Origin of the sequence: Citrobacter sp. Cpo091 (assembly GCF_030332645.1) — a bacterium.
Classification (GTDB): Bacteria; Pseudomonadota; Gammaproteobacteria; order Enterobacterales; family Enterobacteriaceae; genus Citrobacter; species Citrobacter portucalensis.
Genome location: NZ_JAOWHL010000028.1, coordinates 160,771 through 185,640 on the forward strand (window position 1 = coordinate 160,771; position 24,870 = coordinate 185,640).

The 24,870-nt window shown below is 50.7% G+C and carries 28 protein-coding genes and 1 riboswitch; of the genes, 15 read left to right on the forward strand and 13 right to left on the reverse strand.

Annotated features, from left to right (window positions below; all coding sequences use genetic code 11):
* Nucleotides 1-15: 15 nt before the first annotated feature.
* Both OGY04_RS04280 and OGY04_RS04285 read right to left on the reverse strand, forming a co-directional pair.
* Nucleotides 16-672 carry a carbon-nitrogen hydrolase family protein gene (locus OGY04_RS04280; RefSeq protein ID WP_286584834.1) on the reverse strand — a complete coding sequence of 219 codons (657 nt, stop codon included), beginning with the start codon at nucleotides 670-672 and terminating at the stop codon, nucleotides 16-18.
* 106 nt (nucleotides 673-778) lie between these two features.
* Nucleotides 779-1,009, reverse strand: a complete 231-nt coding sequence (locus OGY04_RS04285; RefSeq protein ID WP_003034925.1) for a DNA polymerase III subunit theta — start codon at nucleotides 1,007-1,009, stop codon at nucleotides 779-781.
* Between the two features lie 143 nt (nucleotides 1,010-1,152).
* Here OGY04_RS04285 and yobA point away from each other — a divergent pair, with 143 nt between their 5' ends.
* The 4 genes from yobA to pphA all read left to right on the forward strand — a co-directional run bounded on the left by yobA (nucleotide 1,153) and on the right by pphA (nucleotide 3,816).
* Complete coding sequence (gene yobA / locus OGY04_RS04290; protein ID WP_003833799.1) at nucleotides 1,153-1,527, forward strand: CopC domain-containing protein YobA; 375 nt, start codon at nucleotides 1,153-1,155, stop codon at nucleotides 1,525-1,527.
* Between the two features lie 3 nt (nucleotides 1,528-1,530).
* Complete coding sequence (gene copD / locus OGY04_RS04295; protein WP_286584836.1) at nucleotides 1,531-2,403, forward strand: copper homeostasis membrane protein CopD; 873 nt, start codon at nucleotides 1,531-1,533, stop codon at nucleotides 2,401-2,403.
* Between the two features lie 20 nt (nucleotides 2,404-2,423).
* Nucleotides 2,424-2,762 (forward strand): YebY family protein, encoded by a 339-nt coding sequence (locus OGY04_RS04300; protein ID WP_048235206.1) that lies wholly within the window; start codon nucleotides 2,424-2,426, stop codon nucleotides 2,760-2,762.
* Between the two features lie 412 nt (nucleotides 2,763-3,174).
* Nucleotides 3,175-3,816 carry a protein-serine/threonine phosphatase gene (gene pphA, locus OGY04_RS04305; protein WP_286584837.1) on the forward strand — a complete coding sequence of 214 codons (642 nt, stop codon included), beginning with the start codon at nucleotides 3,175-3,177 and terminating at the stop codon, nucleotides 3,814-3,816.
* On the opposite strand, the gene OGY04_RS04310 is transcribed toward pphA, so the two are convergent.
* From OGY04_RS04310 to yebS, 5 genes are all read right to left on the reverse strand, one after another.
* Nucleotides 3,817-4,008 (reverse strand): YdfD/YebW family protein, encoded by a 192-nt coding sequence (locus OGY04_RS04310; protein WP_003034941.1) that lies wholly within the window; start codon nucleotides 4,006-4,008, stop codon nucleotides 3,817-3,819.
* Nucleotides 4,009-4,110: 102 nt separating this feature from the next.
* Nucleotides 4,111-4,347, reverse strand: a complete 237-nt coding sequence (locus tag OGY04_RS04315; protein ID WP_029139506.1) for a YebV family protein — start codon at nucleotides 4,345-4,347, stop codon at nucleotides 4,111-4,113.
* A gap of 100 nt (nucleotides 4,348-4,447) precedes the next feature.
* Nucleotides 4,448-5,869, reverse strand: coding sequence for a 16S rRNA (cytosine(1407)-C(5))-methyltransferase RsmF (gene rsmF, locus OGY04_RS04320; protein WP_075551255.1), 1,422 nt, complete (start codon nucleotides 5,867-5,869; stop codon nucleotides 4,448-4,450).
* A 79-nt stretch (nucleotides 5,870-5,948) separates the two neighbouring features.
* On the reverse strand, nucleotides 5,949-8,582 hold the full coding sequence (locus OGY04_RS04325; RefSeq protein ID WP_063940870.1) for a PqiB family protein: 2,634 nt from the start codon (nucleotides 8,580-8,582) through the stop codon (nucleotides 5,949-5,951).
* The gene (yebS, locus tag OGY04_RS04330) at nucleotides 8,551-9,834 is read right to left on the reverse strand and encodes a membrane integrity lipid transport subunit YebS (protein WP_048216185.1); all 1,284 of its coding nucleotides are present in this window, start codon (nucleotides 9,832-9,834) and stop codon (nucleotides 8,551-8,553) included. The genes OGY04_RS04325 and yebS overlap by 32 nt, the downstream gene beginning before the upstream one ends.
* A gap of 128 nt (nucleotides 9,835-9,962) precedes the next feature.
* Here yebS and msrC point away from each other — a divergent pair, with 128 nt between their 5' ends.
* The 4 genes from msrC to htpX all read left to right on the forward strand — a co-directional run bounded on the left by msrC (nucleotide 9,963) and on the right by htpX (nucleotide 14,385).
* Nucleotides 9,963-10,460, forward strand: coding sequence for a free L-methionine (R)-S-oxide reductase MsrC (msrC, locus tag OGY04_RS04335; RefSeq protein WP_003833782.1), 498 nt, complete (start codon nucleotides 9,963-9,965; stop codon nucleotides 10,458-10,460).
* 96 nt (nucleotides 10,461-10,556) lie between these two features.
* A complete protein-coding gene (gene proQ, locus OGY04_RS04340) occupies nucleotides 10,557-11,243 on the forward strand; it encodes an RNA chaperone ProQ (protein WP_003833781.1) in 687 nt (228 codons plus the stop codon).
* Between the two features lie 19 nt (nucleotides 11,244-11,262).
* Complete coding sequence (gene prc, locus OGY04_RS04345; protein WP_284880963.1) at nucleotides 11,263-13,311, forward strand: carboxy terminal-processing peptidase; 2,049 nt, start codon at nucleotides 11,263-11,265, stop codon at nucleotides 13,309-13,311.
* Between the two features lie 192 nt (nucleotides 13,312-13,503).
* Nucleotides 13,504-14,385, forward strand: coding sequence for a protease HtpX (gene htpX, locus OGY04_RS04350; RefSeq protein WP_003034964.1), 882 nt, complete (start codon nucleotides 13,504-13,506; stop codon nucleotides 14,383-14,385).
* 47 nt (nucleotides 14,386-14,432) lie between these two features.
* Here htpX and OGY04_RS04355 read toward each other — a convergent pair whose 3' ends face one another.
* On the reverse strand, nucleotides 14,433-15,806 hold the full coding sequence (locus tag OGY04_RS04355) for an MFS transporter (protein WP_148361872.1): 1,374 nt from the start codon (nucleotides 15,804-15,806) through the stop codon (nucleotides 14,433-14,435).
* Between the two features lie 174 nt (nucleotides 15,807-15,980).
* Between OGY04_RS04355 and kdgR the strand changes: the two genes are divergently transcribed.
* On the forward strand, nucleotides 15,981-16,772 hold the full coding sequence (gene kdgR, locus OGY04_RS04360) for a DNA-binding transcriptional regulator KdgR (RefSeq protein ID WP_003833778.1): 792 nt from the start codon (nucleotides 15,981-15,983) through the stop codon (nucleotides 16,770-16,772).
* 114 nt (nucleotides 16,773-16,886) lie between these two features.
* On the opposite strand, the gene OGY04_RS04365 is transcribed toward kdgR, so the two are convergent.
* Nucleotides 16,887-17,126 carry a YobH family protein gene (locus OGY04_RS04365; protein ID WP_003034975.1) on the reverse strand — a complete coding sequence of 80 codons (240 nt, stop codon included), beginning with the start codon at nucleotides 17,124-17,126 and terminating at the stop codon, nucleotides 16,887-16,889.
* A 164-nt stretch (nucleotides 17,127-17,290) separates the two neighbouring features.
* On the opposite strand from OGY04_RS04365, the gene mgrB reads away from it, so the two are divergent.
* The 6 genes from mgrB (at nucleotide 17,291) to rlmA (ending at nucleotide 21,633) form a co-directional block, all read left to right on the forward strand.
* On the forward strand, nucleotides 17,291-17,434 hold the full coding sequence (gene mgrB / locus OGY04_RS04370; protein ID WP_003034977.1) for a PhoP/PhoQ regulatory lipoprotein MgrB: 144 nt from the start codon (nucleotides 17,291-17,293) through the stop codon (nucleotides 17,432-17,434).
* Between the two features lie 74 nt (nucleotides 17,435-17,508).
* On the forward strand, nucleotides 17,509-17,793 hold the full coding sequence (locus OGY04_RS04375) for a YebO family protein (RefSeq protein ID WP_048216188.1): 285 nt from the start codon (nucleotides 17,509-17,511) through the stop codon (nucleotides 17,791-17,793).
* 636 nt (nucleotides 17,794-18,429) lie between these two features.
* On the forward strand, nucleotides 18,430-18,573 hold the full coding sequence (locus tag OGY04_RS04380; RefSeq protein WP_003034983.1) for a DUF2627 domain-containing protein: 144 nt from the start codon (nucleotides 18,430-18,432) through the stop codon (nucleotides 18,571-18,573).
* A gap of 12 nt (nucleotides 18,574-18,585) precedes the next feature.
* Nucleotides 18,586-18,795 carry a transcription antiterminator/RNA stability regulator CspE gene (gene cspE, locus OGY04_RS04385; protein WP_001062678.1) on the forward strand — a complete coding sequence of 70 codons (210 nt, stop codon included), beginning with the start codon at nucleotides 18,586-18,588 and terminating at the stop codon, nucleotides 18,793-18,795.
* A gap of 219 nt (nucleotides 18,796-19,014) precedes the next feature.
* On the forward strand, nucleotides 19,015-20,760 hold the full coding sequence (gene ftsI2, locus OGY04_RS04390; protein WP_003833773.1) for a peptidoglycan DD-transpeptidase FtsI2/PBP3(PARA): 1,746 nt from the start codon (nucleotides 19,015-19,017) through the stop codon (nucleotides 20,758-20,760).
* 63 nt (nucleotides 20,761-20,823) lie between these two features.
* Entirely contained in the window at nucleotides 20,824-21,633 is an 810-nt protein-coding gene (gene rlmA, locus OGY04_RS04395) for a 23S rRNA (guanine(745)-N(1))-methyltransferase (RefSeq protein WP_008785031.1), read from the forward strand.
* Here rlmA and mntP read toward each other — a convergent pair.
* The 4 genes from mntP to OGY04_RS04415 form a co-directional block, all read right to left on the reverse strand.
* Nucleotides 21,630-22,196, reverse strand: coding sequence for a manganese efflux pump MntP (mntP, locus tag OGY04_RS04400; protein WP_020996621.1), 567 nt, complete (start codon nucleotides 22,194-22,196; stop codon nucleotides 21,630-21,632). The two genes, rlmA and mntP, sit on opposite strands and share 4 nt — an antisense overlap.
* 130 nt (nucleotides 22,197-22,326) lie before the next feature.
* Nucleotides 22,327-22,431: riboswitch (yybP-ykoY riboswitch) on the reverse strand.
* A gap of 198 nt (nucleotides 22,432-22,629) precedes the next feature.
* Nucleotides 22,630-23,088, reverse strand: coding sequence for a DUF986 family protein (locus tag OGY04_RS04405; RefSeq protein WP_032943762.1), 459 nt, complete (start codon nucleotides 23,086-23,088; stop codon nucleotides 22,630-22,632).
* Between the two features lie 60 nt (nucleotides 23,089-23,148).
* Nucleotides 23,149-24,000: a PTS mannose transporter subunit IID gene (locus OGY04_RS04410; RefSeq protein WP_003833769.1), complete on the reverse strand. Its 852-nt coding sequence runs from the start codon at nucleotides 23,998-24,000 to the stop codon at nucleotides 23,149-23,151.
* Nucleotides 24,001-24,012: 12 nt separating this feature from the next.
* On the reverse strand, nucleotides 24,013-24,813 hold the full coding sequence (locus OGY04_RS04415; RefSeq protein ID WP_003021004.1) for a PTS mannose/fructose/sorbose transporter subunit IIC: 801 nt from the start codon (nucleotides 24,811-24,813) through the stop codon (nucleotides 24,013-24,015).
* Nucleotides 24,814-24,870: the final 57 nt, after the last annotated feature.

Here is a 24,870-nt window from a genome sequence, read left to right on the forward strand (position 1 = left end):
CCTGATCCAAAACGACTAGCGTAATGGAATGATATCACCTTGCCAACCCCGTGGCGTGCGTTGGCCGGTTAACAGTAACGAACCGCTGTCTGCGCGAACAATCAATCGACCTCGTTCATCCCATAACGCACTGCTACCCCGCGCATTGGCCATTAATACCGCGATGGCGAATTTATGTGAGAAACTTTGTAGACGAGATGTAGAGGAGAGCAGTTCCGGTTCACTGACTGACTGGCAGCTGGTGAACAGCGAATAAGCCGGGTCGATATCAATGCCTTCCGGTTGGCTATCTACAACGCTGATGGCATTTCGCTGTCTGGCAATACAAGCCCCGTGGCTCTGATGGAAGGTTAATGGCGAAGTCATCCAGGGAGAGAAAAGCGCAATGCCTTTCACGAACTGGTTGTTATGTTCTACCGGTAGTCCCGCAATTATCGTCATGCGATAAGTCGCGGCGGCATGTGCGAGAGGTTCTAACAGCGCTTCATCGGGTGGGGCAGGAAGCGCGTCATTCTCATCAACACAACCCAGCAATGAGAGGGAAGGGAAGACCAGCAATTCACATTGGCATTGAGCTGCCGCATGAATGAATTGCAGGTGATGCGCGACATGTTCGGTAACTGAGGTGTGAAGAGGTTCGTATTGTGCTGCTGCGATTTTCCAGTATGACATAATGATTTCCTTTTCATAGTGTCTACAACCATCCTTAATATGTGGATTAAGAATATGCTTATACTGTAGCAGGCGTCATGTAAGGAATCGTAACGTAATATAAGTTTTATTTAACTTTAGGCTCGTATGGTAAACGTGAAAGCGAAACGGATGCCAGGCGGTGCGCGATGAGTCTTTCGCGGAACCAGTCGCGTAAATGCTCTGGCTGTTCGCGTTCAACAACTTCTGCAACAACGGGCATATTGTATCGCTCCTTAAATGCCACTCCAGCCGCAGCCAGATCGACATTGACCTTATCCATTTCCGCTTGCTCAAGTTTGGCCAGATTGATGTTCATGGGCTTCTCCTTTTCTCTGTCTTTCGGCGCGCAAAGTTACTAAGAGTGTGCGTTAATGGCAAGACAGAAATGATGATTCTCGACTCGACCATTGTAGAAGGTTATTCTCTACAGGTTAGACATAACAAAAAGGAATAGTTGAAATGGCTTCATCTGCATCTATGCTTCGCAACGCGCTCATCGTACTCGCCAGCGTTCTGGCAACACCTGCGGCATTGGCGCATGCCCACCTCACAAAACAAAGTCCGGCGGCTAACGCTGAAGTGGCGGCATCTCCTCAGGCGTTGACGCTGAATTTTTCTGAAGGCGTAGAGCCGGGATTCAGCGGTGCAACGCTGACCGGTCCTAACAAAGAACAGATCAAAACGGGCAAGGCATCGCGCAGTGAGCAGGACAAAACGCAGCTGATTGTTCCGCTTGATCAAACGCTTGAAGCAGGAAAATATACGGTCGACTGGCACGTTGTCTCCGTGGATGGTCACAAGACGAAGGGGCAATATACCTTTAGCGTGAAATAACCAATGCTGGCATTTACCTGGGTTGCACTACGGTTTATCCATTTTACCGCTTTGATGCTGGTGTTTGGCTGTGCGCTTTACGGCGCATGGCTGGCCCCCGTTTCGGTTCGTCGTTTAATGATGCGTCGTTTTTTACGTCTGCAACGGCATGCTGCAACGTGGAGCTTTATCAGCGCGACGCTGATGCTGGCGATTCAGGGTGGGTTAATGGGCTCAGGCTGGAGGGATGTTGTCTCTCCAGATGTTTGGCTCGCCGTGTTGCAAACGCAATTTGGCGGCGTCTGGTTATGGCAGATTATCCTCGCGTTGGTCACGCTGGTGGTGACCATCATGGTTCCGCGCAGTATGCCGCGACTGCTGTTAATGCTGACAATTGCGCAGTTTATTTTGCTGGCTGGCGTCGGACATGCGACGCTGCACAGCGGTATCCCTGGCGCAATCCAGCAGGTTAACCACGCCTTACATTTGGTATGCGCTGCCGCCTGGTTCGGCGGTTTGCTGCCCGTACTTTACTGTATGCGAATGGCGCAAGGTCGCTGGCGGGAACAGGCCATCAGTACCATGATGCGCTTCTCACGCTATGGGCATCTTTTCGTTATCGGTGTTTTACTAACCGGTATTATGAATGCGCTGTTTATTGTCGGTTTTTTTGTTCCCTGGCACATGGCTTACGGGCGACTGCTTTTGTTAAAAGGTGCCCTGGTCATGTTAATGGTGGCGATTGCGCTGGTGAATCGGTATGTTCTGGTACCACGCATGCGGCAGGATAACCGCGGCATGACTCTCTATTTTATTTGGATGACCAAGCTGGAATGGGGTATAGGAGCCGTTGTGCTGGCGATTGTCAGCTTGTTTGCAACCCTTGAACCTTTCTGATTGATGGACTGGCGAAACGCATGAAAAAAATCATTATCTCTTTATTACTCCTGGCAAGTACCGGAACCGCGCTGGCTGCGCCGCAGGTCATTACCGTCAGCCGTTTTGAGGTTGGCAAAGATAAGTGGGCGTTTAATCGGGAAGAGGTGATGCTGACCTGCCGTCCAGGTAACGCGCTGTATGTCATCAATCCCAGTACGCTGGTGCAATACCCGTTGAATGATGTCGCCAGACAGCAGGTGGAGAGCGGAAAAGTCACGGCAAAGCCGATCGAGATTATCCAGATCGATGATCCTGCGAAACCGGGCGAAAAAATGAGCCTGGCACCGTTTGTAGAGCGTGCAGAAAAGCTCTGCTAATTGCCAGATGTAGCGCTCTGATTTCCAATAAAAAACCGCAAGCATCTCGCAGGAGAACTTGCGGTTTTTGCGTTTGGATGCGTAACAAACGTCCTTTTTTTCCGGCCACTTTAGTCGCGGACTGGAAAACCTGGCGCTGTCATCTATTCTTAAATGGCAGGGTAACTTAGCCTGCATTAATGCCAACTTTTAGCGCACGGCTCTCTCCCAAGAGCCATTTCCCTGGACCGAATACAGGAATCGTATTCGGTCTCTTTTTATGTGGCGAATGCGATGCCATCCAGGGCAAAACACGGCGTATTGCATGCTGCATTCTCCATAAACCATACCATACTCCTGCCCACGATCGTCCAGGCTTTTTTACCAACATTGCTAAAATTATAATCAGGTACCCTTGTACTCTGGAGGCGACATGGGACGACCTGGCAATATCTATCAACGAATCGACGGTACGCAGTGGCGTCACGTCTGGGTGGTTGGGGATATCCACGGATGCTTCTCGATGCTGATGGCTAAGCTGCGCCAGTACCGTTTTGATCCCTGGCAGGATTTGCTGGTTTCAGTGGGGGATGTTATTGACCGTGGACCAGACAGTTTGCGTTGTCTGAAACTACTGCGTAAACACTGGATTGTCGCGGTCAGGGGGAATCATGAACAGATGGCGCTGGACGCGCTGGCGACGGGGGATCAATTCATGTGGTTTATGAATGGTGGCTCGTGGTTCGAGCAGGCGGAGCAACCGGCAGCGAAATTTGCTCTTGAAGCGTGTTGGCAGTTACCCTGGATACTGGAGCTGCATTGTCAGAACGGTATACACGTTATTGCTCATGCCGATTACCCGGATGATGATTATCAGTGGCTAAAAGAGATCGATTTACAGCGCGTGCTGTGGGACCGTTCGAGGCTGATGCGCAACGGTTGTGGGATTCACGGCGCGGATCACTTCTGGTTTGGCCACACGCCGTTGCGCCATCGGCTGGATCGCGAGAATCTACACTATATTGATACCGGTGCTGTATTCGGCGGCGAGTTAACGCTGGTACAACTGCAATAATCAAAAATCGCTGTATTCCTGGGCCGGATGCCAGAAACTGTCGATGTAGTCGTCCGCAGGTAAACATCCGCCGTTACGAATACGTTGATCGTCCATCGATATCAGGCACTGCTGCTCAGTTTTGTAGACATCAACCACGATATCTTCACAACCGCCATCCAGATAGCACACAAAAAGAACCAGCGTGAACATTCCATCCTCAAATGGTAAAGCCATACCTGTAGTGTAGAAGATGTTGATAGATGAGGGAAATTAACCAAGAAATAACCCGTCTGGCGACGGGTTCTTTTTGAATCAGGCAAGGCGCATGATCCAGGCATCTGACTTACGATCGTAGTGTTCGCGAAATAGTACTGAATGTTCTCCGTTCAACAGGGCCGGGACGCTGGTGTCGGCATCCCAGGCATCCAGTTGCATACATAAATCCGGATCGGATTTACACGGAATGGTTAACGTTCGGTCCCCCGGCGATTCGCCATGTAACTCGGCGTCGTCGATTTCAAAAGCGCCAATGCGCACACTGGTTTTCATCATCGTGCTCTCCGTTAATTTGCTGGTTGTGGTACGACCAGTTAGGGCGTCCATTTTTCAGCGTAGTCAACGTTAGCAAAAGCGCCAGTAAAAACGTGCGTTATCCCGTAAAGAGTTTGCCATCCCGGACAAGATCGCGCGGGTAGCTATTCTTCAGTCGCGATCCAATGCGTTTTGCCAGACCGATCGGCTGATGCTGGAACGTAACCAGTACGTCATCAGTCGTCGGTGCGGTTTGCGGGTAAACATCTCTACCGCGATACCACTCTTCCGCTTCGGCAAGGGTCAGTTCGAATGCATGGCTGTGGTTCGGGTCGGCGAGGGCGATAACGGCCTCATGCTGCCAGCGATACCCTTTATTGTGGGTTTCGGCCAGTTTGATCCCAAGTCGAGAAAAGCGAACCTTGCCAATCAGAGGTTCAATTTCAGTTGGGAACAGCCAGATCTCTTTATCGCGCTGCCACAGGCGCAAATTATCTTCCCACTGCAGTCCACAAGCGCTCGCGGCTTGCGTGACAAGCGCAGACTCGCGCCCTTTAAGCGGGCTAAACGGGAAGTTACCGACTTTGTACTTCGGCGCAGGTAGTGCAGGGATTGCAGCTATTTTGCGCAAACGCGCAACGAAGAAACCTTCGCAATCGTAAATCTGCGGGAATACATGCAGGAATCCTTCCGGCGTCAGGGCGCGTTCGGCCTGCGGAAATAAATCGCCCAGAGGTAAAAACTCGACGGCATCAGGGTAGGTCTCAATCAACCACTGCATGATATTTTCATTTTCGTCACGATTAAGCGTACAGGTCGAGTAAACCAATGTGCCACCGGGACGCAGGGCGTGGAAGGCGCTGTCGAGTAATTCGCGCTGGGTCGCGGCAATTTCCAGATTACTTTCTACAGACCAGTTTTTTAGCGCATCGGGGTCTTTACGCACCACACCTTCACCGGAACACGGTGCGTCGAGCAATATGGCATCAAATGACTCCGGCAACGCAGCGCCAAATACGCGTCCGTCAAAATGGGTCAGGGCGACGTTGGCTATCCCGCAACGGCTGATATTGGCATGCAGGACTTTGACGCGACTGGCAGAAAACTCATTCGCCAGAATGGCGCCTCGATTATTCATTTTTGCGGCAATTTGCGTGGTTTTGGAGCCGGGGGCTGCCGCAACATCCATTACGCGTTCCGGGGTATTGCCTTCGGCGAACAGTGCTGCGACTGGCAGCATTGAACTGGCTTCCTGAATATAAAACAGGCCACTTAAATGTTCTGCGGTGCTGCCGAGCGGCACTGACTCTTCATCATCGCGCTCGATCCAAAAGCCTTCAGCACACCAGGGAACCGGAGTGAGAGACCAGTTGTAAGGTGCTGTCAGCGCGAGGAAATCGGCAACGGAGATTTTCAGCGTATTGACGCGAATGCTGCGGCGCAACGGGCGCTGACAGGCAGCGAGAAATTCATCGAATGAGAGCGTGGAAGGCATTGCTTCACGCATTTGAGTCAGAAAGGCGTCGGGAAAATAAGCCACTTGGTACCACCGGCAAAAAAACAGGTGCGCAGTGTAGCATAAGTGCTCCGGCGCGAGTACGCCGGAGCAAGTGGAGAGGTTAACGTGGCAGGGCGGTTCCCCATTCACGCCACTCTTTAGGTTCACTTTCCAGCAACAGGAAGTGTTTACCTGCCTGCGCTTTCGGAGCCAACGGTGTACCCGGTGGAGTCGCGAAGGCGATGCCGCCGCGGATGAACTGATTGAAGGTACCGGTCTTCACGACACCGCCGGTCAGGCCGAAGTCGAGATTGTAGCCGGATGCCAGCCAGAACACGGAGTTGTTGCGTACCAGATGCTGATAGCGTTGGCTAATGCGCATGGCAACCATCACACGATCGGAAAGCGAGCCCAGCGTCAGCCCGGTGACGGTCCCCACTTCAATACCTCTGAACAAAACCGGGGTTCCGATATTCAGCGAACCTGCTTCTGGTGCTTCAACCACAATACTCAGACCATCGAGGTAACGAGAGTCGGTAATGGTGGCTTCCTGCAGCTCAAAATCACGGCGCGGATTACCGCGTCCTGGTTCAACGTTGATATACGGCTGCAGGATTGTATCCAGATGCTCCACGCCCGCGGCTGAGATTTGCGGGGTGATCACGGAGAAACGGGTACCGCTTCGCGCGAAGGTCTGCACGTATTCCGGGTACAGAACCGCTTTTGCCTGAACTTCGTTACGGGCGGTGATCAGCTCAAGCGTCTGGATCTGTCCGATATCGATGCCCAGGTAGCGAATCGGCATGCCTGCAGCGAGTTTACCGGCATCGAACGCATGCAGCGTTATCTGGCCGCCGACCGCACGCGCGGCGGTTTCCGAAGCATACAGAATACGCTTGTCACCTTTACGTTGGCTGGCGCTGGCACCGCTTAAATTATCGAAGCTAATCGCCCCTTTAAGCGCGCGTGAAAGGGGAGATGCCTGTACGGTTAATCCGCTGCCGTTAAGCTGAACTTTTGCTCCGCCTTCGGCCCAGAACACGCTGTTGCTGGTCAACAGGTTGCGATATTCCGGTTTGATATGCAGATCGATATCAAACGCATCGGCGCGAGGACGAACGCTAATCACTTCACCGACCTCGAATTTGCGGTAAAGCACCACCGAACCGGCCTGCACATCAGGTAGCGTTTCGGCGCTCAGGCTGACCGTAGTGGTTGGCAGATCGCTCAGGCTGTTTTCAATCGCTTTCTCCAGGTTAGCGTAAAGCGGGTAGCTTTTTTTCATTTCACCCTTAGTACCGGGCAAAATACGAATGCCGCCGCTGAGCCACTCACTGGCGCTGGCGCCAAGGAACTCCACGCCATCAAGTCCGACTTTGACATCCACGCGGCTGTTCACCACGAACTTACTGTCACCCTGCACCAGGTCACGATGCTGTGGTTCAACAGCAACGGTAAATGAGACGCCTTTGCTGGAAAGCGTACGCTCAATCACCTGACCGACCTGTACGCCGTGAAGAATTAGCGGCTGGCCAGCATCAATACCGTAACTCTCCGGCGCGGTCAGCGTAAACGTCATGACGCCTGGGTCGTGTAACAACGACTTCTCAGCGGGAATAACGACAAACTGGTTACGCGGCTCGCCTTCGCCAGGTACTAGCTCGAAAGTTTTACCTGTTAGCAGCGAACTAAGATTCACATCGCTTAACGATAATTTAGGGCTGTGTAACTCAATTCGTGTGTTGTCACGCAGCAGCGTTACGACGCTGGGATCGACCGTCATTTCGCCGGTGACTTTACCGCCTGGGTTTAAATCCAGTTTTGTGAGCTGACCGACTTCTAATCCTTGATACATCAGCGATGTTGAGCCTGCTTTGAGTCCATCTCCGCTGGGTAAATCAAGCTTGACGATTACTCCACGCTGGCTGTGCGCGAGATCCTGATATAGACCAAACGTGTCGTCTGCCGCAGCAGGTTTTGAGTCTTCGGGTGAATCAAAAGCAATGGCACCGTTGACCAGCGCCGCCAGACTCTCCAGTTTTACCTTCGCACCGCTAAGGCTGACATCCGCATTTACACCGGAGACGTTCCAGAAGCGGCTGCCTTTTTTCACCAGATTGGTGAAGCGACGTTCAATCAATACATCGATGGTTACGCCCTGATGGTTCGGGTTGATGGTGTAGTCATAGACCCTGCCCACCGGAATCTTACGGAAATAAACCAGTGAACCGCTATTAAGCGATCCGAGATCAGGGGCGCGCAGATGCAGCATTAAATCGCCATTATCCAGACGATACTTGGGCTGGGTGTCGAGGGCGACGAAATGATCCTCGGCCTCGCCAGTACCGGGCATCATGCCGATATAGTTGCCGCCAACCAACGCATCCAGACCAGAAACCCCAGCCAGCGACGCCTTCGGCGTGACCAGCCAGAACTGGGTATCTTTGCGCAGAGCATCTTTCATGCTCGATTTGATGCTGACGCGGACTTCAATTTTGCGCAGATCTTTGCTGAGGTTGATATCCTGTACCGTGCCCACTTCAACGCCCTGATAGCGAACGGGAGTACGGCCTGGCACAATGCCGTCCGCAGACATAAAGTCAATGGTCACGGTATTGCCGCGATCTTCATAGCTTCCCCAGATAAGCCATCCTGCAATCATCAGCGCGATGAACGGCAGCAGCCAGAACGGGGAGATACGGCGTTTTGTTTTAATCTGCGCTTCAGTCTGCGAAGCGGGCGTTTCCTGACTCATGTGCATCCCAAAGTAAGCGGCTGTCCAGCCATTCCACAGCAAGAATAGTCAATATTACCGCTGCGCCGAAATAAAACGCAGCCGGTCCCATAGTAAAAGCAAGTATCTGATCGCGATTTATCAGCGACATGGTTAACGCGATAACAAAGAGATCGAGCATTGACCAGCGGCCAATCCAGGTCACCATACGCAGTAGTTTTATACGGGTGCGCAACCCTTGTTCACAATTAAAGTGGATGCTGAATAGCAACGTAAACATCACAATCACTTTGGTGAATGGCACTAATATACTGGCGATAAACACGATCGCCGCTACGCCGACATTACTGTTTGCCAAAGACATTATGCCTGACAGGATTGTGTCTTCCTGTCGGCCGCCGTTGACATAAATTATCGAGATGGGCAGCAGGTTAGCGGGCAAAAGCAGGACAATCGAGGCCAGCAGTGCCGCCCAACACTTTTGGATACTTTGATTTCTGCGCCAGCGCAACGGGATATGGCAGCGAGGGCAGCGACCGCGGGCATCCGGATAACCTGTAAAATGGCAGCCGAGGCAGACGCGGAGCTTTTCATCGGGCCGACGAGCCGGTCTTTGCGGGTAGAAACGGTCCCAAAGCTGCTCAACGTTAAGATGTGACAGCGTCAAAATACTGAGGATCACCAGCGCAATAAAAGCAAACAGCCCCACGCCAGGCTGCAAAAAAGCATAGTCCTGAACCTTGATTGATGCGACGCCGATACCCACCAGGTAAATATCGAGCATCACCCACTCTTTGAGCCTTTCCAGCATCAGCAGCACCGGGCGCAGGTTCATCCCGAGAATATTACCAAACCACAGATAAGCGATTGAGGTCACGAGAATTAGTGGCGCACCAGCGACGCAAAAAAGCACGAAGGAGGCGGTGAGGGGATCACCTTGTCGGGTCATTTGCCAGATGCCTTGCATCACATTGGCATCAATGCGCACACCTAATAAATAGATGTGCAGGAGTGGCTCTCCCCAGGCAAAGGGCATCAGCAGCAACATGGTGAAAGCCATTGCCGCCAGTCGCGTTAACGACCAGTCGCGTCCGTCACGAATTTTTGCCTGGCAGCGTGGGCAAAAGGCACTTTGGTGCGAACGCATTTTAGGCAAGCTAAATATCAGGTCACATTCAGGGCAGCGATGATAATGTGCACGAGGTAGTGCCTCACCGATGGACCTGATGGCTATTTTTTTAGTTGGCGTGATGCGTGGTGTCGTTAAGGCCATGTATCGCGAATCAAATTGTTGAAGTAATGTTATCTTAACTCATGACGGGAATGATCTTGAGCATTAACGCATTTAATGTTTATTTTAGTAGGCTGCAGTTTTAAGTAAGACAACTAAGTGATTATATAATGAACAAAATAGAGCTATACACGGATCTGAACCGTGATTTTCAGGCATTGATGGCAGGTGAAACCAGTTTTCTGGCAACGCTGGCGAATACCAGCGCATTGTTGTACGAGCGTCTTGCAGAAGTGAATTGGGCCGGTTTTTACCTGCTTGAGGACGATACGCTGGTGCTTGGTCCCTTCCAGGGCAAAATTGCCTGCGTGCGGATCCCGGTAGGGCGCGGTGTGTGCGGTACCGCAGTGGCGCAGAACCAGGTTCAGCGTATTGAGGACGTACATGCTTTTGATGGGCACATCGCCTGTGATGCCGCCAGCAACGCTGAAATCGTCCTGCCGATCGCTGTCGACAATCAGATAATCGGCGTGCTGGATATTGATAGCACGGCATTTGGCCGCTTTACTGAAGAAGATGAACAAGGTCTGCGTACGCTTGTGGCACAGCTTGAAACCGTGCTTGCAACGACGGATTACAAAAAATTCTTTGCGCGCGTCGCAGGATAATCAACGGATAACGTAGCAATTACTGATGACGTCATTATAATGTCGCCTGTTCATGCCTGCGCTTGTTGGCTACGTCCGTTGTAATCAGGAAATTTCATGGAAAATCAACCTAAGTTGAATAGCAGTAAAGAAGTCATCGCGTTTCTGGCCGAACGCTTCCCGCAGTGTTTTAGTGCGGAAGGCGAAGCGCGCCCACTGAAAATTGGCATTTTTCAGGATCTGGTAGAGCGTGTTGAGGGTGAAATGAACCTCAGCAAGACGCAGCTCCGTTCTGCCTTACGTCTCTATACTTCAAGCTGGCGCTATCTGTATGGCGTTAAATTGGGTGCAACGCGTGTTGATCTCGACGGCAACCCTTGTGGTGAGCTGGATGAACAACATGTTGAACATGCTCGCAAACAGCTGGAAGAAGCTAAAGCCCGTGTTCAGGCGCAACGCGCAGAGCAACAGGCGAAAAAACGCGAAGCGGCCGCTGCCGCCGGTGAAAAAGAAGACGCCCCGCGTCGCGAGCGTAAGCCGCGTCCTGCACCGCGTCGTAAAGAAGGTGCTGAGCGTAAACCTCGCGCTGAAAAACCAGCAGCAAAAGCACCGCGTGCTCCTCGCGAAGAACAGCATACCCCGGTATCTGATATTTCAGTACTGACGGTAGGGCAGTCTCTGAAGGTGAAAGCAGGAAATAATGCGATGGATGCCACCGTATTAGAAATCACCAAAGATGGCGTCCGTGTACAGCTGAATTCGGGTATGTCTTTGATTGTACGCGCAGAACACCTGGTGTTCTGAAACGGAGGCCAGGCCTGGCATGAACACTTTTTTTAGGCTTACTGCGTTAGCTGGTCTGCTTGCATTAGCAGGCCAGGCACTTGCTGTGGAAGACATCACGCGTGCCGATCAAATCCCCGTTTTAAAGGAAGAAACCCAGCATGCGACGGTAAGCGAACGTGTGACGTCGCGTTTTACGCGATCACACTATCGCCAGTTCGATCTGGATCAGGCGTTTTCGGCAAAAATTTTTGACCGCTATTTGAATTTGCTCGACTACAGCCACAACGTGCTGCTGGCGAGCGATATCGAACAGTATGCAAAAAAGAAAACGGTCCTCGGCGATGAACTGCGCACCGGCAAGCTGGATGTCTTTTACGATCTCTATAATCTGGCGCAAAAACGCCGATTTGAACGTTATCAGTACGCATTAAGCGTACTGGCACGTCCAATGGATTTCACCGGTAACGACACCTTTAACCTCGACCGAAGTAAAGCGCCGTGGCCGAAGAGCGAAGCAGAGCTTAATGCGCTGTGGGACGGCAAGGTTAAATTTGACGAACTCAGCCTGAAGCTGACCGGTAAAACCGATGCGGAAATCCGCGAAACGCTGACGCGCCGCTACAAATTTGCGATTCGCCGTCTGGCGCAGACCAACAGCGAAGATGTGTTCTCACTGGCGATGACAGCGTTCGCCCGTGAAATCGACCCGCATACTAACTATCTCTCTCCGCGCAATACCGAGCAGTTCAATACTGAAATGAGCTTGTCTTTGGAAGGTATTGGCGCGGTTCTGCAGATGGATGATGACTACACCGTCATTAACTCCATGGTGGCAGGTGGTCCGGCAGCCAAGAGCAAAGCGATCAGTGTTGGCGATCGTATTGTCGGCGTCGGGCAGACGGGCAAGGGCATGGTCGATGTGATTGGCTGGCGTCTGGATGATGTCGTAGCACTGATCAAAGGACCTAAAGGCAGCAAGGTGCGCCTTGAAATTCTGCCTGCCGGTAAAGGTACCAAGACGCGCACCGTGACGCTAACGCGTGAACGTATCCGTCTCGAAGACCGTGCCGTTAAAATGTCCGTGAAAACCGTTGGCAAAGAAAAAGTCGGCGTACTGGATATTCCTGGTTTCTATGTTGGCCTGACTGATGATGTCAAAGTCCAGCTGCAGAAACTGGAAAAACAGAACGTCAGCAGCATCATCATCGATCTGCGTACCAACGGCGGTGGAGCACTGACTGAAGCGGTTTCGCTTTCCGGTCTGTTCATTCCATCCGGCCCGGTGGTTCAGGTTCGTGACAATAACGGTAAAGTGCGTGAAGACAGCGATACCGACGGCGTTGTGTACTACAAAGGCCCGCTGGTGGTATTGGTCGATCGCTTCAGCGCCTCAGCATCAGAGATTTTCGCTGCGGCAATGCAGGATTATGGCCGAGCGCTGATCGTTGGTGAACCAACCTTCGGTAAAGGCACTGTTCAGCAGTATCGCTCCCTGAACCGTATTTACGATCAGATGCTGCGTCCGGAATGGCCAGCGCTGGGTTCTGTTCAGTACACGATCCAGAAATTCTACCGCGTAAACGGTGGCAGCACGCAGCGTAAGGGTGTTACGCCAGATATCATCATGCCGACAGGTAATGAAGAAACTGAAACCGGCGAGAAGTTTGAAGATAACGCGCTGCCGTGGGACAGCATTGATGCGGCGACCTACACCAAGTCAGATAATCTGACGCCGTTCGGACCTGAATTGCTGAAAGAGCACAATACACGTATTGCGAACGATCCTGAGTTCCAGTACATCATGAAGGACATTGCGCGTTTCAATGCGATGAAGGATAAGCGCAACATCGCTTCTCTGAATTACGCTCAGCGTGAAAAAGAGAATAACGAAGATGACGCAATGCGCCTGGCGCGTATTAACGATCGGTTCAAGCGTGAAGGCAAACCGCTGCTGAAGAAACTGGACGATCTACCGAAGGATTACCAGGAACCGGATCCATACCTGGATGAAACGGTAAAAATCGCGCTCGACCTGGCGCATCTTGAAAAAGAAAAGCCAGCGGAACAGCCCGCAACCAGTCAATAACCTCGAACAGGCACAAGAAATTGTGCCTGTTTTTTTAACAAGTGCATGAAGACGTCAGTCTGATACGATAAAATGTAAAGTTGTGTCTTTCTGGTGACTTAGCACCTATGGATGCTTGAAAATAGTCATAAGACCCATACGATATGGGTAATCGCATAGTGCGTTTTGTTAAATTGAGGTTAAAAGAAAATTATGATGCGAATCGCGCTCTTCCTGCTGACGAACCTGGCTGTGATGGTCGTTTTCGGGCTGGTATTGAGCCTGACAGGGATTCAGTCAAGCAGCGTTCAAGGCTTGTTGATCATGGCACTGCTGTTTGGTTTTGGTGGTTCCTTCATTTCGCTGCTGATGTCCAAATGGATGGCGTTAAAGTCCGTTGGCGGGGAAGTGATCGAACAGCCTCGCAATGAAAGAGAACGCTGGCTGATGAATACAGTCGCGAATCAGGCCCGCCAGGCCGGGATCGCTATGCCGCAGGTTGCAATCTACCATGCGCCAGATATTAACGCGTTTGCTACCGGTGCGCGCCGGGATGCCTCGCTGGTGGCTGTAAGTACTGGCCTGTTGCAAAACATGAGTCCGGATGAAGCCGAAGCGGTTATCGCGCATGAGATCAGCCACATTGCTAATGGCGATATGGTTACCATGACGTTAATTCAGGGTGTGGTGAACACTTTCGTTATCTTTATCTCACGTATTCTGGCGCAGATTGCCGCTGGGTTTATGGGCGGCAACCGCGATGAGGGAGAGGGTAGCAACGGTAACCCATTAATCTACTTTGCGGTAGCGACGGTACTGGAGCTGGTATTTGGTATTCTGGCGAGCATTATTACGATGTGGTTCTCACGTCATCGTGAATTCCATGCGGATGCAGGCTCAGCGAAACTGGTGGGTCGTGAAAAAATGATCGCCGCGCTACAGCGCCTGAAAACCAGCTATGAGCCGCAGGAAGCGACCAGCATGATGGCGTTCTGCATCAACGGTAAATCCAAATCGTTGAGTGAGCTGTTTATGACTCACCCGCCGTTGGACAAACGTATTGAAGCGCTGCGCAGCGGTGAATACCTGAAATAATTGGCAGCAGACTTAAAATAAAAAGCGCGTCGACAGACGCGCTTTTTTTATGCCTGAACTCGCGGTTGTGTGATACGTAAGCCACTCACGATTGCGGCTAGCGAAGCCAGAATACCCGCTGTTATCAGCGAAACGTGTGTTCCGCTGTCGCCAAACTGATTTAGCATCAGCGCAACCAGTGCGGCCCCGGTACTCTGGCCCAGTAAACGCGCCGTTCCAAGCATACCGCTCGCGCCTCCGCTACGATCACGCGGCGCGGAGGTGATGATGGTGTGATTATTCGGTGACTGGAACAAGCCAAAACCCGCACCGCACAAAATCATTGGCCAGATGATATTAAAATCAGAAGGTGATGCGGGCAGCAACACCAGCGAAAACAGCCCACACGCCATTACTGCCATGCCCAGCGCGCCCAGCAGACCCGCATGAACACGTTCAATCAAATATCCCGCCAGTGGGGCCATCACCATGGTTGCCAGCGGCCACGGCGTCAGCAGCAGGCCCGTTTCAACCTCGCTGCGCCCGAGAACCGTTTGCATGAAAAAGGGCAGGGAAACCATCGCCAGCATCTGTGCGCTGAATGAACAGATTGAAGTACAAATAGAGAGTGAAAACAGCGGAATGCGTAGCAGATCAACCGGTAATAACGGTACTGGCAATGCGAGTTGGCGGCGGATAAAGAAAAACCCTACAACAAGAAGACCCACAAGTTCAGCACCAATCAGTTTTAGCGACTGTCCCTGTGCAAATCCGCTGAGTGCCGTGATTAACAAACCGAATGTTAAGGCGTTCATCACTGCGCTGGGCAGATCGAAGCGCGGTTTATTGCCACGTGATGAATTGGGTGGCAAAAAACGCATAGCCAGTAGCAGGGCGATGATCCCCAGTGGAACGTTAATCAGGAATAGCCATTTCCACGAGGCAATAGAAAGAATAGCCGCCGCAATAGTCGGACCCGCTGCCGAGGATACAGCCACGATAAAGGAGTTAATACCCATTCCGCGGCCAAGCTGGCGCTGAGGATAAATGAGTCGGATCAATGCCGTATTAACGCTCATCAGCGCCGCGCCGCCAAACCCCTGAGCCACGCGCGCTAACGTCAGCATATGCAGCGAGTCTGACAAGGCACAAAATAGCGACGCCAACAGAAACACGACCAGACCACACTTATAAATGCGTCGGTAGCCAAACATATCACCTAAAAAAGAGAGCGATAACAGCGAAACAACGATCGCAATTTGGTAGGCGTTCACAATCCAGATTGAGCTGGCGGGTGAGGCCTGAAGATCGGTGGCGATAGTGGGGAGGGCAACGTTCGCTATTGCGCCGTCGAGTACTGCCATAGAGATGCCAATAACAATGGTTAAAATTGCGCCGTATCGCTGAGGCAATGGCAGACCATCGGTCTGAGTTTTTTCCATAGGAAGTTAATATTGTCGGAATTTATGATGAGAATAATAATTTTAGCATTGATATTCAGGCGTTAGGTCGCAGATTTGTAACTAAGTAAGCAAAGAGCGATTGCGAGGGCTGATACGTGAAATTATAATAAAAACCGGTTCTGATTTTTATAAAACACTCGAAAGGGGTGATAAATGGCAATCGCAGATCTGGATAAACAACCTGATTCTGTATCTTCCGTGCTGAAGGTTTTTGGCATCCTGCAGGCGCTGGGTGAAGAGCGCGAAATTGGTATTACCGAGTTGTCGCAACGCGTCATGATGTCGAAAAGCACCGTTTATCGCTTTTTGCAGACCATGAAAACGCTAGGCTATGTGGCACAAGAAGGGGAGTCTGAGAAATACTCACTGACCCTGAAACTATTCGAGCTGGGTGCTCGCGCGTTACAAAACGTCGATCTTATCCGTAGCGCTGATATTCAGATGCGCGAACTTTCGCGCCTGACCAAAGAGACAGTACACCTTGGCGCACTGGATGAAGACAGCATCGTCTACATTCATAAAATCGACTCCATGTACAATCTGCGCATGTATTCTCGCGTAGGTCGCCGTAATCCACTGTACAGCACGGCTATCGGTAAAGTTCTGCTGGCATGGCGTGACCGCGATGAAGTGAAGCAAATTCTGGATGGTATTGAGTACAAACGCAGTACCGACCGTACTATTACCAATACTGATGAATTGCTGGTACTGCTGGATAAAGTCCGTGAGCAGGGCTACGGTGAAGACAACGAAGAACAGGAAGAAGGTCTGCGCTGCATCGGTGTGCCGGTGTTTGACCGTTTCGGTGTGGTGATTGCAGGCTTGAGTATTTCATTCCCGACGCTGCGTTTCTCAGAGGAACGTTTGCACGAGTATGTGGCGATGCTGCATACGGCTGCGCGTAAAATTTCAGAACAAATGGGTTATAACGACTATCCGTTCTAATCTGGCGTAATAGCGTCAACTTAAAAACCCCAGGTATTTTTGTATCTGGGGTTTTTTATGAACAGTCATAACGTTAGTTGATGCAAATAACGTAGCGTATGTATTGTTGCTATATTAACCGTTATCAATAATGACCGTACTTTTTCTTAACAAGGGACAATCCGACAGGCCAATGATACCGCTGTTTGTGTGGACGTATTGTGCGGTGCTGGTTCCGCGGGCGGTCAGATATTGGCATTGCAAGCCCAGACCCGCTGCATTCTCCTTACTTCCAATCAAAATTCCGTAGCCGCTCAGTAATAAACCGATCCAAACCAGAGCTAACAACACAATAGCGCGGATTATCAGACGCATTACAACCTCTTATCTTTTCTCGTTATTATTAGATTAGCCTGTACATGGGATGAAACAAGTGAATCATTCCTAAAAAGATTGAATGCCGATACAGTTAACGCTGGGTTTAGGTAACGCATGATAATTTATAGGCATAAGATGTAGATTCGAAGAGTGGAGCTGGAGTGAAAAAAATTCGCTGGGTAGTGCTGATAGTTGTCGTGCTGGTATGCATACTGATGTGGGCGCAAGTGTTCAACATCATGTGCGATCAGGATGTACAATTTTTCAGCGGTATTTGTGCCATCAATAAATTTATTCCCTGGTAAGCGCATTTTTGCCACAGTTGATTACCTTCTTGTGCGGCAGTGGTAAACTACGCTGTCTACATTGAGGTGGTGAAATGAACGAAGTTTTGAATTCTGGCGCGTTGGGTTTGGCGTCTTTGGCTGTATCGGTGGTGATTCTGGTTGTCGGGCTTGTACTGTGGTTTTTCGTTAATCGGGCAAGTTCGCGTACTAATGAGCAGATTGAGCTGCTTGAAGCATTGTTAGATCAGCAAAAAAGACAGAACGCATTGCTCCGTCGCCTTTGCGAAGCTAACGAACCTGAAAAAGCAGCAGAGCCTGCTGCGGTCACAGCGAAGGATGAAGATGATGACATCATCCGCCTGGTAGCTGAGCGGTAAAAACGGTATGACAGGGTGAGGATCTGTTGCTTTTGTTCTCAGATGTTTCATCCTGTCACCAACGTGCCAGATTATTTTCTTCTGTACATGTCGTGTAATTAGCACTCTGATACGCGTGTAAACTCAGTATTTTCAGATGCTCCAACCAATTAATATCTTATCCCCGGTCTGATATAAATATAATATCCCATACGATAAAAATATGATTATGTCATTTTTGTGATAGCGATCGTTTTATTAACAGCGAAACGTTTCTCTTACTTTTTTTGTGCATTGTCATCATTCTTTCATTATTTAGGTGCAAAAGCAGAAGGCGGATCTCATTTTTACGCTTGTGACATTTTATGCATTACTAAGCATAAAAAATGATATCCGGCACACCCTGTAACAGCTAATCTGGAACAACCGAAGCTATTGAGCTATGGTAGAAATGTCCCGGCTATGGTGCAAGCCAGACGGGGGATGGGGCGAGCGGCGGGAATATAACACTACTCGGTGTGGCGCATAACTGTGCAGTTGCTGTTTGATGAACGACGGGATTTGTGCGACCGATCGAGACACGTTTAAAAATGGCTTGCCATTATTAACGTTGTATGTGATAACACGTTTTGGGTTAAACGAGGTACAGTTCTGTTTATGTGTGGCATTTTCAGTAAAGAAGTCCTGAGTAAACACGTTGACGTTGAATACCGCTTCTCTGCCGAACCTTATATTAGTGCCTCAAGCAGTAATGTCTCAGTTTTATCTATGTTATGCCTGCGGGCGAAGAAAATACTCTAAGGAATTTTGCAAATGGCAAAGATTAAAGGTCAAGTTAAGTGGTTCAACGAGTCTAAAGGTTTTGGTTTCATTACTCCGGCTGATGGCAGCAAAGACGTGTTCGTACACTTCTCCGCTATCCAGGGTAACGGCTTCAAAACTCTGGCTGAAGGCCAGAACGTTGAGTTCGAAATTCAGGACGGCCAGAAAGGTCCGGCTGCTGTTAACGTAACAGCTATCTGATCGACACCACTGATTTGAAGCGCATATGCGCAACCATCTCAGATATAAAGCCTCGCCTATGCGGGGCTTTTTAATTCAAAATACGTCTAAATATTTCTAAATGCCCTTCCATTAGCGCTTTGTTGCAAAGACGTGATGTTCGTAGCATAGTTTTCCCCGCTTTCTTACGACATTTCTCGTTAAATCAGACACCTGAAAAACTATCTTGCTGGAGACCAGGTGAAAAAGAAAAACGACGGCGACGCGCGCAATTTTACTCCCGTACGTTTTGCCCTGCTTTGTGTGGCAATATTATTGAGTCTGGGATTGCTGCTGGGTCGGGTTGCGTGGCTGCAAATTGTCACGCCGACGAGTCTGGTGAAACAGGAAGACATGCGTTCGTTACGTGAGGTAACTATTGCCTCGCCGCGCGGGATGATTACCGACAGAGAAGGGCGACCGCTGGCGGTAAGTGTTCCGGTTAACGCCGTATGGGCCGATCCTAAGACCATCATCAGCAAGGGAGGCGTGGGTTACAACGAACGCTGGCAGGCTCTGGCAAGGACTCTGCATTTATCACTGAGTACGCTGGCGGAACGCGTTAACAGTAATCCTGGCGGACGTTTTATTTATCTGGCACGACAAATTTCCCCTCAGCAGGCTGAGTGGGTCGATGATCTTAATCTCCCGGGCATCAACCTGCGCGAGGAATCCCGCCGGTTCTATCCCGCAGGCCACGTAGCGGCGAATCTCATTGGTTTTACCAACATTGATGGACAAGGCATTGAAGGGCTGGAAAAGAGCTTTAATAACCAGCTGATGGGTAAACCTGGCTCCCGTCTGGTACGTAAAGACAAATTTGGCCATGTCATCGAAAATATCACCGAAGTTACGCCTGTACCTGCACACGAATTACAGCTCAGCATCGACGAGCGTCTGCAGACGGTCACCGAAGATGCGTTGGACAATGCCGTTACGTGGAATAAAGCAGAATCAGGAGCCGCAGTGCTGGTCAACATTGCTACCGGTGAAATACTGTCCATGGCGAGCTTTCCTGACTTCAACCCCAATAATCGTGATGGCGCGGTACTGGATGATTTTCGTAACCGTGCAATTAGCGATACGTTTGAACCCGGTTCAACCGTTAAACCGCTGGTGATCATGACTGCACTCCAGCAGGGGATAGTACAACCCGACAGCGTGATTGATACCCATCCTTTTTACCTTGATGGACATCGCATTCGCGATGTCGGGTTTTACCCGGAACTGTCGCTTACCGGGATTTTACAGAAATCGAGCGATACCGGCGTGTCGCACCTTTCATTGGCTATGCCTGTCCAAAAATTGCTGGATACCTATAAAAGCTTTGGTTTTGGCGATCCAACCGGACTGGGATTAACCGGTGAAAGCAGCGGTTTGATGCCTCAGCGCCGCTACTGGAGCGATTTGGATCGCGCGACCTTTGCATTTGGTTATGGGTTAATGGTAACGCCGCTGCAGTTGGCGCACGTATATGCAACCATTGGTAGTTTTGGTATCTATCGGCCCCTTTCGATTACCCGTATTGACCCGCCGGTAATCGGTACCAGAGTGATGCCGGAGGCGCTGGTTCACCAGGTTGAACATATGATGGAAAGCGTTGCGTTACCCGGTGGTGGGGGAACTAAAGCCGCGGTCAGGGATTATCGCGTGGCGGTTAAAACAGGAACGGCAAAGAAAATTGGTGATGACGGTAAGTATGTCGATAAATACGTGGCCTACACGGCAGGCGTTGCGCCAGCGAGCGACCCGAAATTTGCACTGGTGGTCGTCATCAATAATCCGCAAAACGGTGCTTATTATGGTGGGGCTGTCTCTGCGCCTGTCTTCAGCCAGATAATGGGTGATGTCCTGCGTCTGGAGAACGTTAAACCGGATGGTATGCCTGCTGACTCCGATCATCTGCTGGTGATGCACGGCAGCAACGTATCCTCGCCGTCGTTGTAAGTTATTTTCCCAGGGCGCAATTCGCGTTACACTTGCGCCCTTAAGTCACCTGCCGGAGTTGTCATGTCGTTTTCCTGTCCTCTTTGCCACCAGCCTCTTACTCAAGCGAATAACAGTTTTGTCTGCCCCGGGCGGCACCAGTTTGACGTGGCGAAAGAAGGGTATGTCAACTTACTGCCGGTTCAGCATAAACGATCGCGCGATCCGGGTGACAGCGCTGAGATGATGCAGGCGCGACGGGCATTTCTTGATGCCGGGCACTATCAACCGTTGCGTGATGCGATTGTGAATGTGCTGAAAGAGAAGTCGACTTCAGAAGATGCAGCGATCCTGGATATTGGCTGTGGGGAAGGGTATTACACCCATGCGTTTGCCGACGCCCTGACGGGTTGTACAACCTTTGGTCTTGACGTCTCCAAAGTGGCAATTAAAGCTGCAGCCAGACGCTATCCGCAGGTGACCTTTTGCGTTGCCTCCAGTCATCGTCTGCCGTTCGCAGATGAGTCAATGGATGCCATCATCAGGATCTACGCGCCCTGTAAAGCGCAAGAGCTGGCACGCGTGGTTAAACCGGGGGGATGGGTTATCACCGCCACGCCGGGACCGCGTCATTTAATGGAACTGAAAGGGCTTATTTATGATGAGGTGCGTTTGCATGCGCCGCACACAGAGCAACTGGACGGTTTTGTTCTGCAACAGAGTATTGCGCTGGGGTATCAGATGCAGCTTCAGGGCAGCGAGGCCGTTGCGTTACTGCAAATGACGCCGTTCGCCTGGCGGGCAAAGCCGGAGGTGTGGGAAACGTTAGCGGAGAAAAAGACGTTTGACTGCCAGACCGACTTTAGTATTCATGTCTGGCAGCGTCTGAATTAACCGTGGAAGTGTGCCCAGAGGATCTGGGCACCGATACCAATCAGCACCACCCCACCCAAAATTTCTGCTCGTTTGCCCAGCATCGGGCCAATGAAACGACCAATCATCATGCCGAGCGTGGACATAATCAATGTGGCGCAGCCGATGGCCAGCGCAGTGGCAATAATATTGACCTGCAGGAAAGCCAGACCCACCCCGACGGCCATTGCGTCGAGACTGGTGGCAATGGCGGTGGTAACCAGCAGCCAGAAACCATGACGGCGCTGCGGTTCTTCATCCTCATCACCGTTATCGCGAAAACCTTCGATTATCATTCGCCCGCCTAAAAAGATCAGCAGAATGAAGGCGATCCAATGATTCCACTCCAGCACGAATTTGCTGGCCAACATACCCATGCCCCAGCCAATCAGCGGCGTAAGCGTTTCAACTGCGCCGAATATCAGACCTGTGCGCAATGCTTCAGAAAATTTGGGTTTATGCAGGGTGGCACCTTTGCCAATTGATGCAGCGAAAGCATCCATCGACATGCCGAAAGCGAGAAGAACGGTAGCGGTGAGATTCATAACAGCGTCCTGACCGGGGTATCCATAAAACACATCACTGCCCCCAGTAACCATGCATACAGGCCGGAATCACTGTAAATACAGCGCCATTCAGATATGCATTGCAGTTGATGTGCCTATGGTCTCGCCTGACTGAACCTGTAAATTCAGTCCGTACGCGCCACGTTTTTCAACGAGTATGTTGACGCGTACATTTCCGGAGTCTGGAAATCGGCTACTCCCCAACGACGGGCGCAACCTTAACATATTTTGAGAATATAAAACAAGAAACGCAGAAATAATATTTGACTTCTAATTGAAAACGATTTTCATTTAGATTTATTTATAAAGAAAACGTTAAAATAAATAACATTGTGGACAGTTAAATATAGCCTTGGCTATGTTTGTTTTTATACTGATATATAAAAAACATAGTTCAGGCTATATTTGTAACCTATTGATTTGAAATTAAAAGTTTATATATCTTCTCAAGATCGTCTATATTTCGTACGCGGATCAACAATCTTCGATGTTCTAATTGCATCACTAATACACCGTCTTCAGATAAATTCATCTCTTTAATGCGGTTATATTCAATCCAGACGTTGGCGAAGAAAAAACCTTTCTGCTTGAAGATGATTTTTGGCGTACGGATCCAGAACAGATACAACCCCATCAATACCAGTGCACATAATAACCATGTGGTAAATTGCGCGCCGTGGCTGGTGATGTTGTTGTAGATAAGAATAGCTACCAAGCCAAGGAAGATAACGCTGTCAACTCTGCTGCGGGGAAGCAGGGAGACAGTAAGCAGAGTAGGGCCATTACGGCGGGGCATGATGAACTGATCGTAAATGGCATACGCCAGCAGCGAAAAGATAAATAGAACCAGCACCAGGTCCGTGATAGTCATGAATCCTCAACCCTCTAAATAGAAAAACCGGGGGCAAGCCCCCGGTGATGTACAACAGTCTTACAGGCCGAGCAGTCCGACAGCGTAGCCCGCGATACCGATGACGAAGAAGCCAACGATGATCCACAGCGGGTTCACTTTCTTACGCAGCAGCCACATACAGGCGAATGTCAGCAGCAGAGGAACCAGACCCGGCATCAGCTGGTCAAGGATAGTCTGCACGGTGGTAACACGAGTCTGACCATCCTGACCGGTGATAGTGGAAACCACCAGCGGGATGTTTACGTGCGTCCACTTGTTAACCAATGCCCCCATGACAAACAGGCCGAGGATTGACGCCCCCTCGGTCAGTTTCTGCAGGAAGCCGCCGCCCATATCTTTAACGATATCGACACCTTTACGGTAGCCATATGCCACACCGTAGTAGCGGGTTGCCAGACGAACCAGGTTAAACAGGATGAAGAACAGCAGTGGCCCCAGCAGGCTGCCGCTCATCGCGATACCTGCGCCGAGTGCGGCGAAGACCGGACGTACGGTGCCCCAGAAGATCGGGTCACCGACGCCTGCCAGCGGACCCATCAGACCAACTTTGATACCGTTGATGGCACCATCGTCAATCTCTGCGCCGTTTGCACGCTGTTCTTCCATTGCCAGCGTAACGCCCAGTACTGGAGCCGCTACGTACGGATGGGTGTTAAAGAATTCCAGGTGACGCTTAATCGCTTGCTTACGTGCATCGTTGTTTTCCGGGTACAAGCGGCGGATAGCCGGTACCATGGAGAAACAGAAACCCAGCGCCTGCATACGTTCGAAGTTCCATGAACCCTGAAACAGGTTAGAACGAATGAACACGCCACGAATGTCACTCGGAGTGAGTTTTTTCTCGGTGGTAGTTTTAGTCATATCAACCATTTCGCTCACCTGCTAGTCCAGTTCGTTATCGAGATCGTTATTGCCAGCCGCCGCAGCAGGTGCACCGGCTACGCGGTTATATTTCGGGCTCAGCTGAATGTAGAGGATGGCCATGACTGCGCCAATCACACCCAGAGCAACCAGGTTGAAGTTAGTAAATGCCGCGGTGACGAAGCCGAGGTAGAAGAATGGCATCAGATAGCCTGCGCGCATCATGTTGATGACCATCGCATAACCAACCACTACGATCATACCGCCTGCGATGTTCAGACCACCGGTTACGACTTCCGGAATGGCGTTAAGCATGCTCTGAACTTCACTGGTACCAACAGAAATCGCTACGATTACCGCCGGGATAGCGATACGCATAGCCTGCAGGAACAGCGAGGATACGTGCAGCCAGGAGAGCGCAGTCAGGTTACCGTTTTCGGCTGCCTTATCCGCTGCGTGCTGGAATGCTACGGTGATTGTACGAACGATAATGGTCAGTACCTGGCCTGCTGCTGCCAGTGGGATAGCCAGCGCGATACCGGCACCAATGCTTTGATGACCCGCGATAACCAGAACGGTAGAGATAATTGAGGCCAGTGCGGCATCTGGTGCAACCGCAGCACCGATGTTCATCCAGCCCAGGGCGATCATTTCCAGGGTACCACCGATGATAATACCGGTTTTCATATCCCCAAGAACGGCACCAATCAGCGTACAGGCCACCAACGGACGGTGGAACTGAAATTCATCGAGTACCGACTCCATACCCGCGATACATGCGACGATGAACACCAGCACAATCTGAAGAGTGGTAATCTCCATTGTACTTCTCCTATTGCTATACAGACTTAAGTGTGAAAACTAAGTAAATGCCAGGGA

What these genes read in the sequence shown, in the direction of transcription:
- OGY04_RS04300 (WP_048235206.1), top strand. Translation starts at nt 2,424, where the DNA reads ATGAAAAAAATCATTATCTCTTTATTACTCCTGGCAAGTACCGGAACC.
- yebS (WP_048216185.1), bottom strand. Translation starts at nt 9,834, where the DNA reads ATGGCCTTAACGACACCACGCATCACGCCAACTAAAAAAATAGCCATC.
- kdgR (WP_003833778.1), top strand. Translation starts at nt 15,981, where the DNA reads ATGGCAATCGCAGATCTGGATAAACAACCTGATTCTGTATCTTCCGTG.
- yobA (WP_003833799.1), top strand. Translation starts at nt 1,153, where the DNA reads ATGGCTTCATCTGCATCTATGCTTCGCAACGCGCTCATCGTACTCGCC.
- OGY04_RS04375 (WP_048216188.1), top strand. Translation starts at nt 17,509, where the DNA reads ATGAACGAAGTTTTGAATTCTGGCGCGTTGGGTTTGGCGTCTTTGGCT.
- copD (WP_286584836.1), top strand. Translation starts at nt 1,531, where the DNA reads ATGCTGGCATTTACCTGGGTTGCACTACGGTTTATCCATTTTACCGCT.
- htpX (WP_003034964.1), top strand. Translation starts at nt 13,504, where the DNA reads ATGATGCGAATCGCGCTCTTCCTGCTGACGAACCTGGCTGTGATGGTC.
- OGY04_RS04310 (WP_003034941.1), bottom strand. Translation starts at nt 4,008, where the DNA reads ATGTTCACGCTGGTTCTTTTTGTGTGCTATCTGGATGGCGGTTGTGAA.
- prc (WP_284880963.1), top strand. Translation starts at nt 11,263, where the DNA reads ATGAACACTTTTTTTAGGCTTACTGCGTTAGCTGGTCTGCTTGCATTA.
- OGY04_RS04285 (WP_003034925.1), bottom strand. Translation starts at nt 1,009, where the DNA reads ATGAACATCAATCTGGCCAAACTTGAGCAAGCGGAAATGGATAAGGTC.
- pphA (WP_286584837.1), top strand. Translation starts at nt 3,175, where the DNA reads ATGGGACGACCTGGCAATATCTATCAACGAATCGACGGTACGCAGTGG.
- OGY04_RS04315 (WP_029139506.1), bottom strand. Translation starts at nt 4,347, where the DNA reads ATGAAAACCAGTGTGCGCATTGGCGCTTTTGAAATCGACGACGCCGAG.
- OGY04_RS04325 (WP_063940870.1), bottom strand. Translation starts at nt 8,582, where the DNA reads ATGAGTCAGGAAACGCCCGCTTCGCAGACTGAAGCGCAGATTAAAACA.
- rlmA (WP_008785031.1), top strand. Translation starts at nt 20,824, where the DNA reads ATGTCGTTTTCCTGTCCTCTTTGCCACCAGCCTCTTACTCAAGCGAAT.
- proQ (WP_003833781.1), top strand. Translation starts at nt 10,557, where the DNA reads ATGGAAAATCAACCTAAGTTGAATAGCAGTAAAGAAGTCATCGCGTTT.
- OGY04_RS04280 (WP_286584834.1), bottom strand. Translation starts at nt 672, where the DNA reads ATGTCATACTGGAAAATCGCAGCAGCACAATACGAACCTCTTCACACC.
- cspE (WP_001062678.1), top strand. Translation starts at nt 18,586, where the DNA reads ATGGCAAAGATTAAAGGTCAAGTTAAGTGGTTCAACGAGTCTAAAGGT.
- OGY04_RS04355 (WP_148361872.1), bottom strand. Translation starts at nt 15,806, where the DNA reads ATGGAAAAAACTCAGACCGATGGTCTGCCATTGCCTCAGCGATACGGC.
- OGY04_RS04410 (WP_003833769.1), bottom strand. Translation starts at nt 24,000, where the DNA reads ATGGTTGATATGACTAAAACTACCACCGAGAAAAAACTCACTCCGAGT.
- OGY04_RS04405 (WP_032943762.1), bottom strand. Translation starts at nt 23,088, where the DNA reads ATGACTATCACGGACCTGGTGCTGGTTCTATTTATCTTTTCGCTGCTG.
- OGY04_RS04415 (WP_003021004.1), bottom strand. Translation starts at nt 24,813, where the DNA reads ATGGAGATTACCACTCTTCAGATTGTGCTGGTGTTCATCGTCGCATGT.
- mntP (WP_020996621.1), bottom strand. Translation starts at nt 22,196, where the DNA reads ATGAATCTCACCGCTACCGTTCTTCTCGCTTTCGGCATGTCGATGGAT.
- OGY04_RS04380 (WP_003034983.1), top strand. Translation starts at nt 18,430, where the DNA reads ATGTGTGGCATTTTCAGTAAAGAAGTCCTGAGTAAACACGTTGACGTT.
- msrC (WP_003833782.1), top strand. Translation starts at nt 9,963, where the DNA reads ATGAACAAAATAGAGCTATACACGGATCTGAACCGTGATTTTCAGGCA.
- OGY04_RS04365 (WP_003034975.1), bottom strand. Translation starts at nt 17,126, where the DNA reads ATGCGTCTGATAATCCGCGCTATTGTGTTGTTAGCTCTGGTTTGGATC.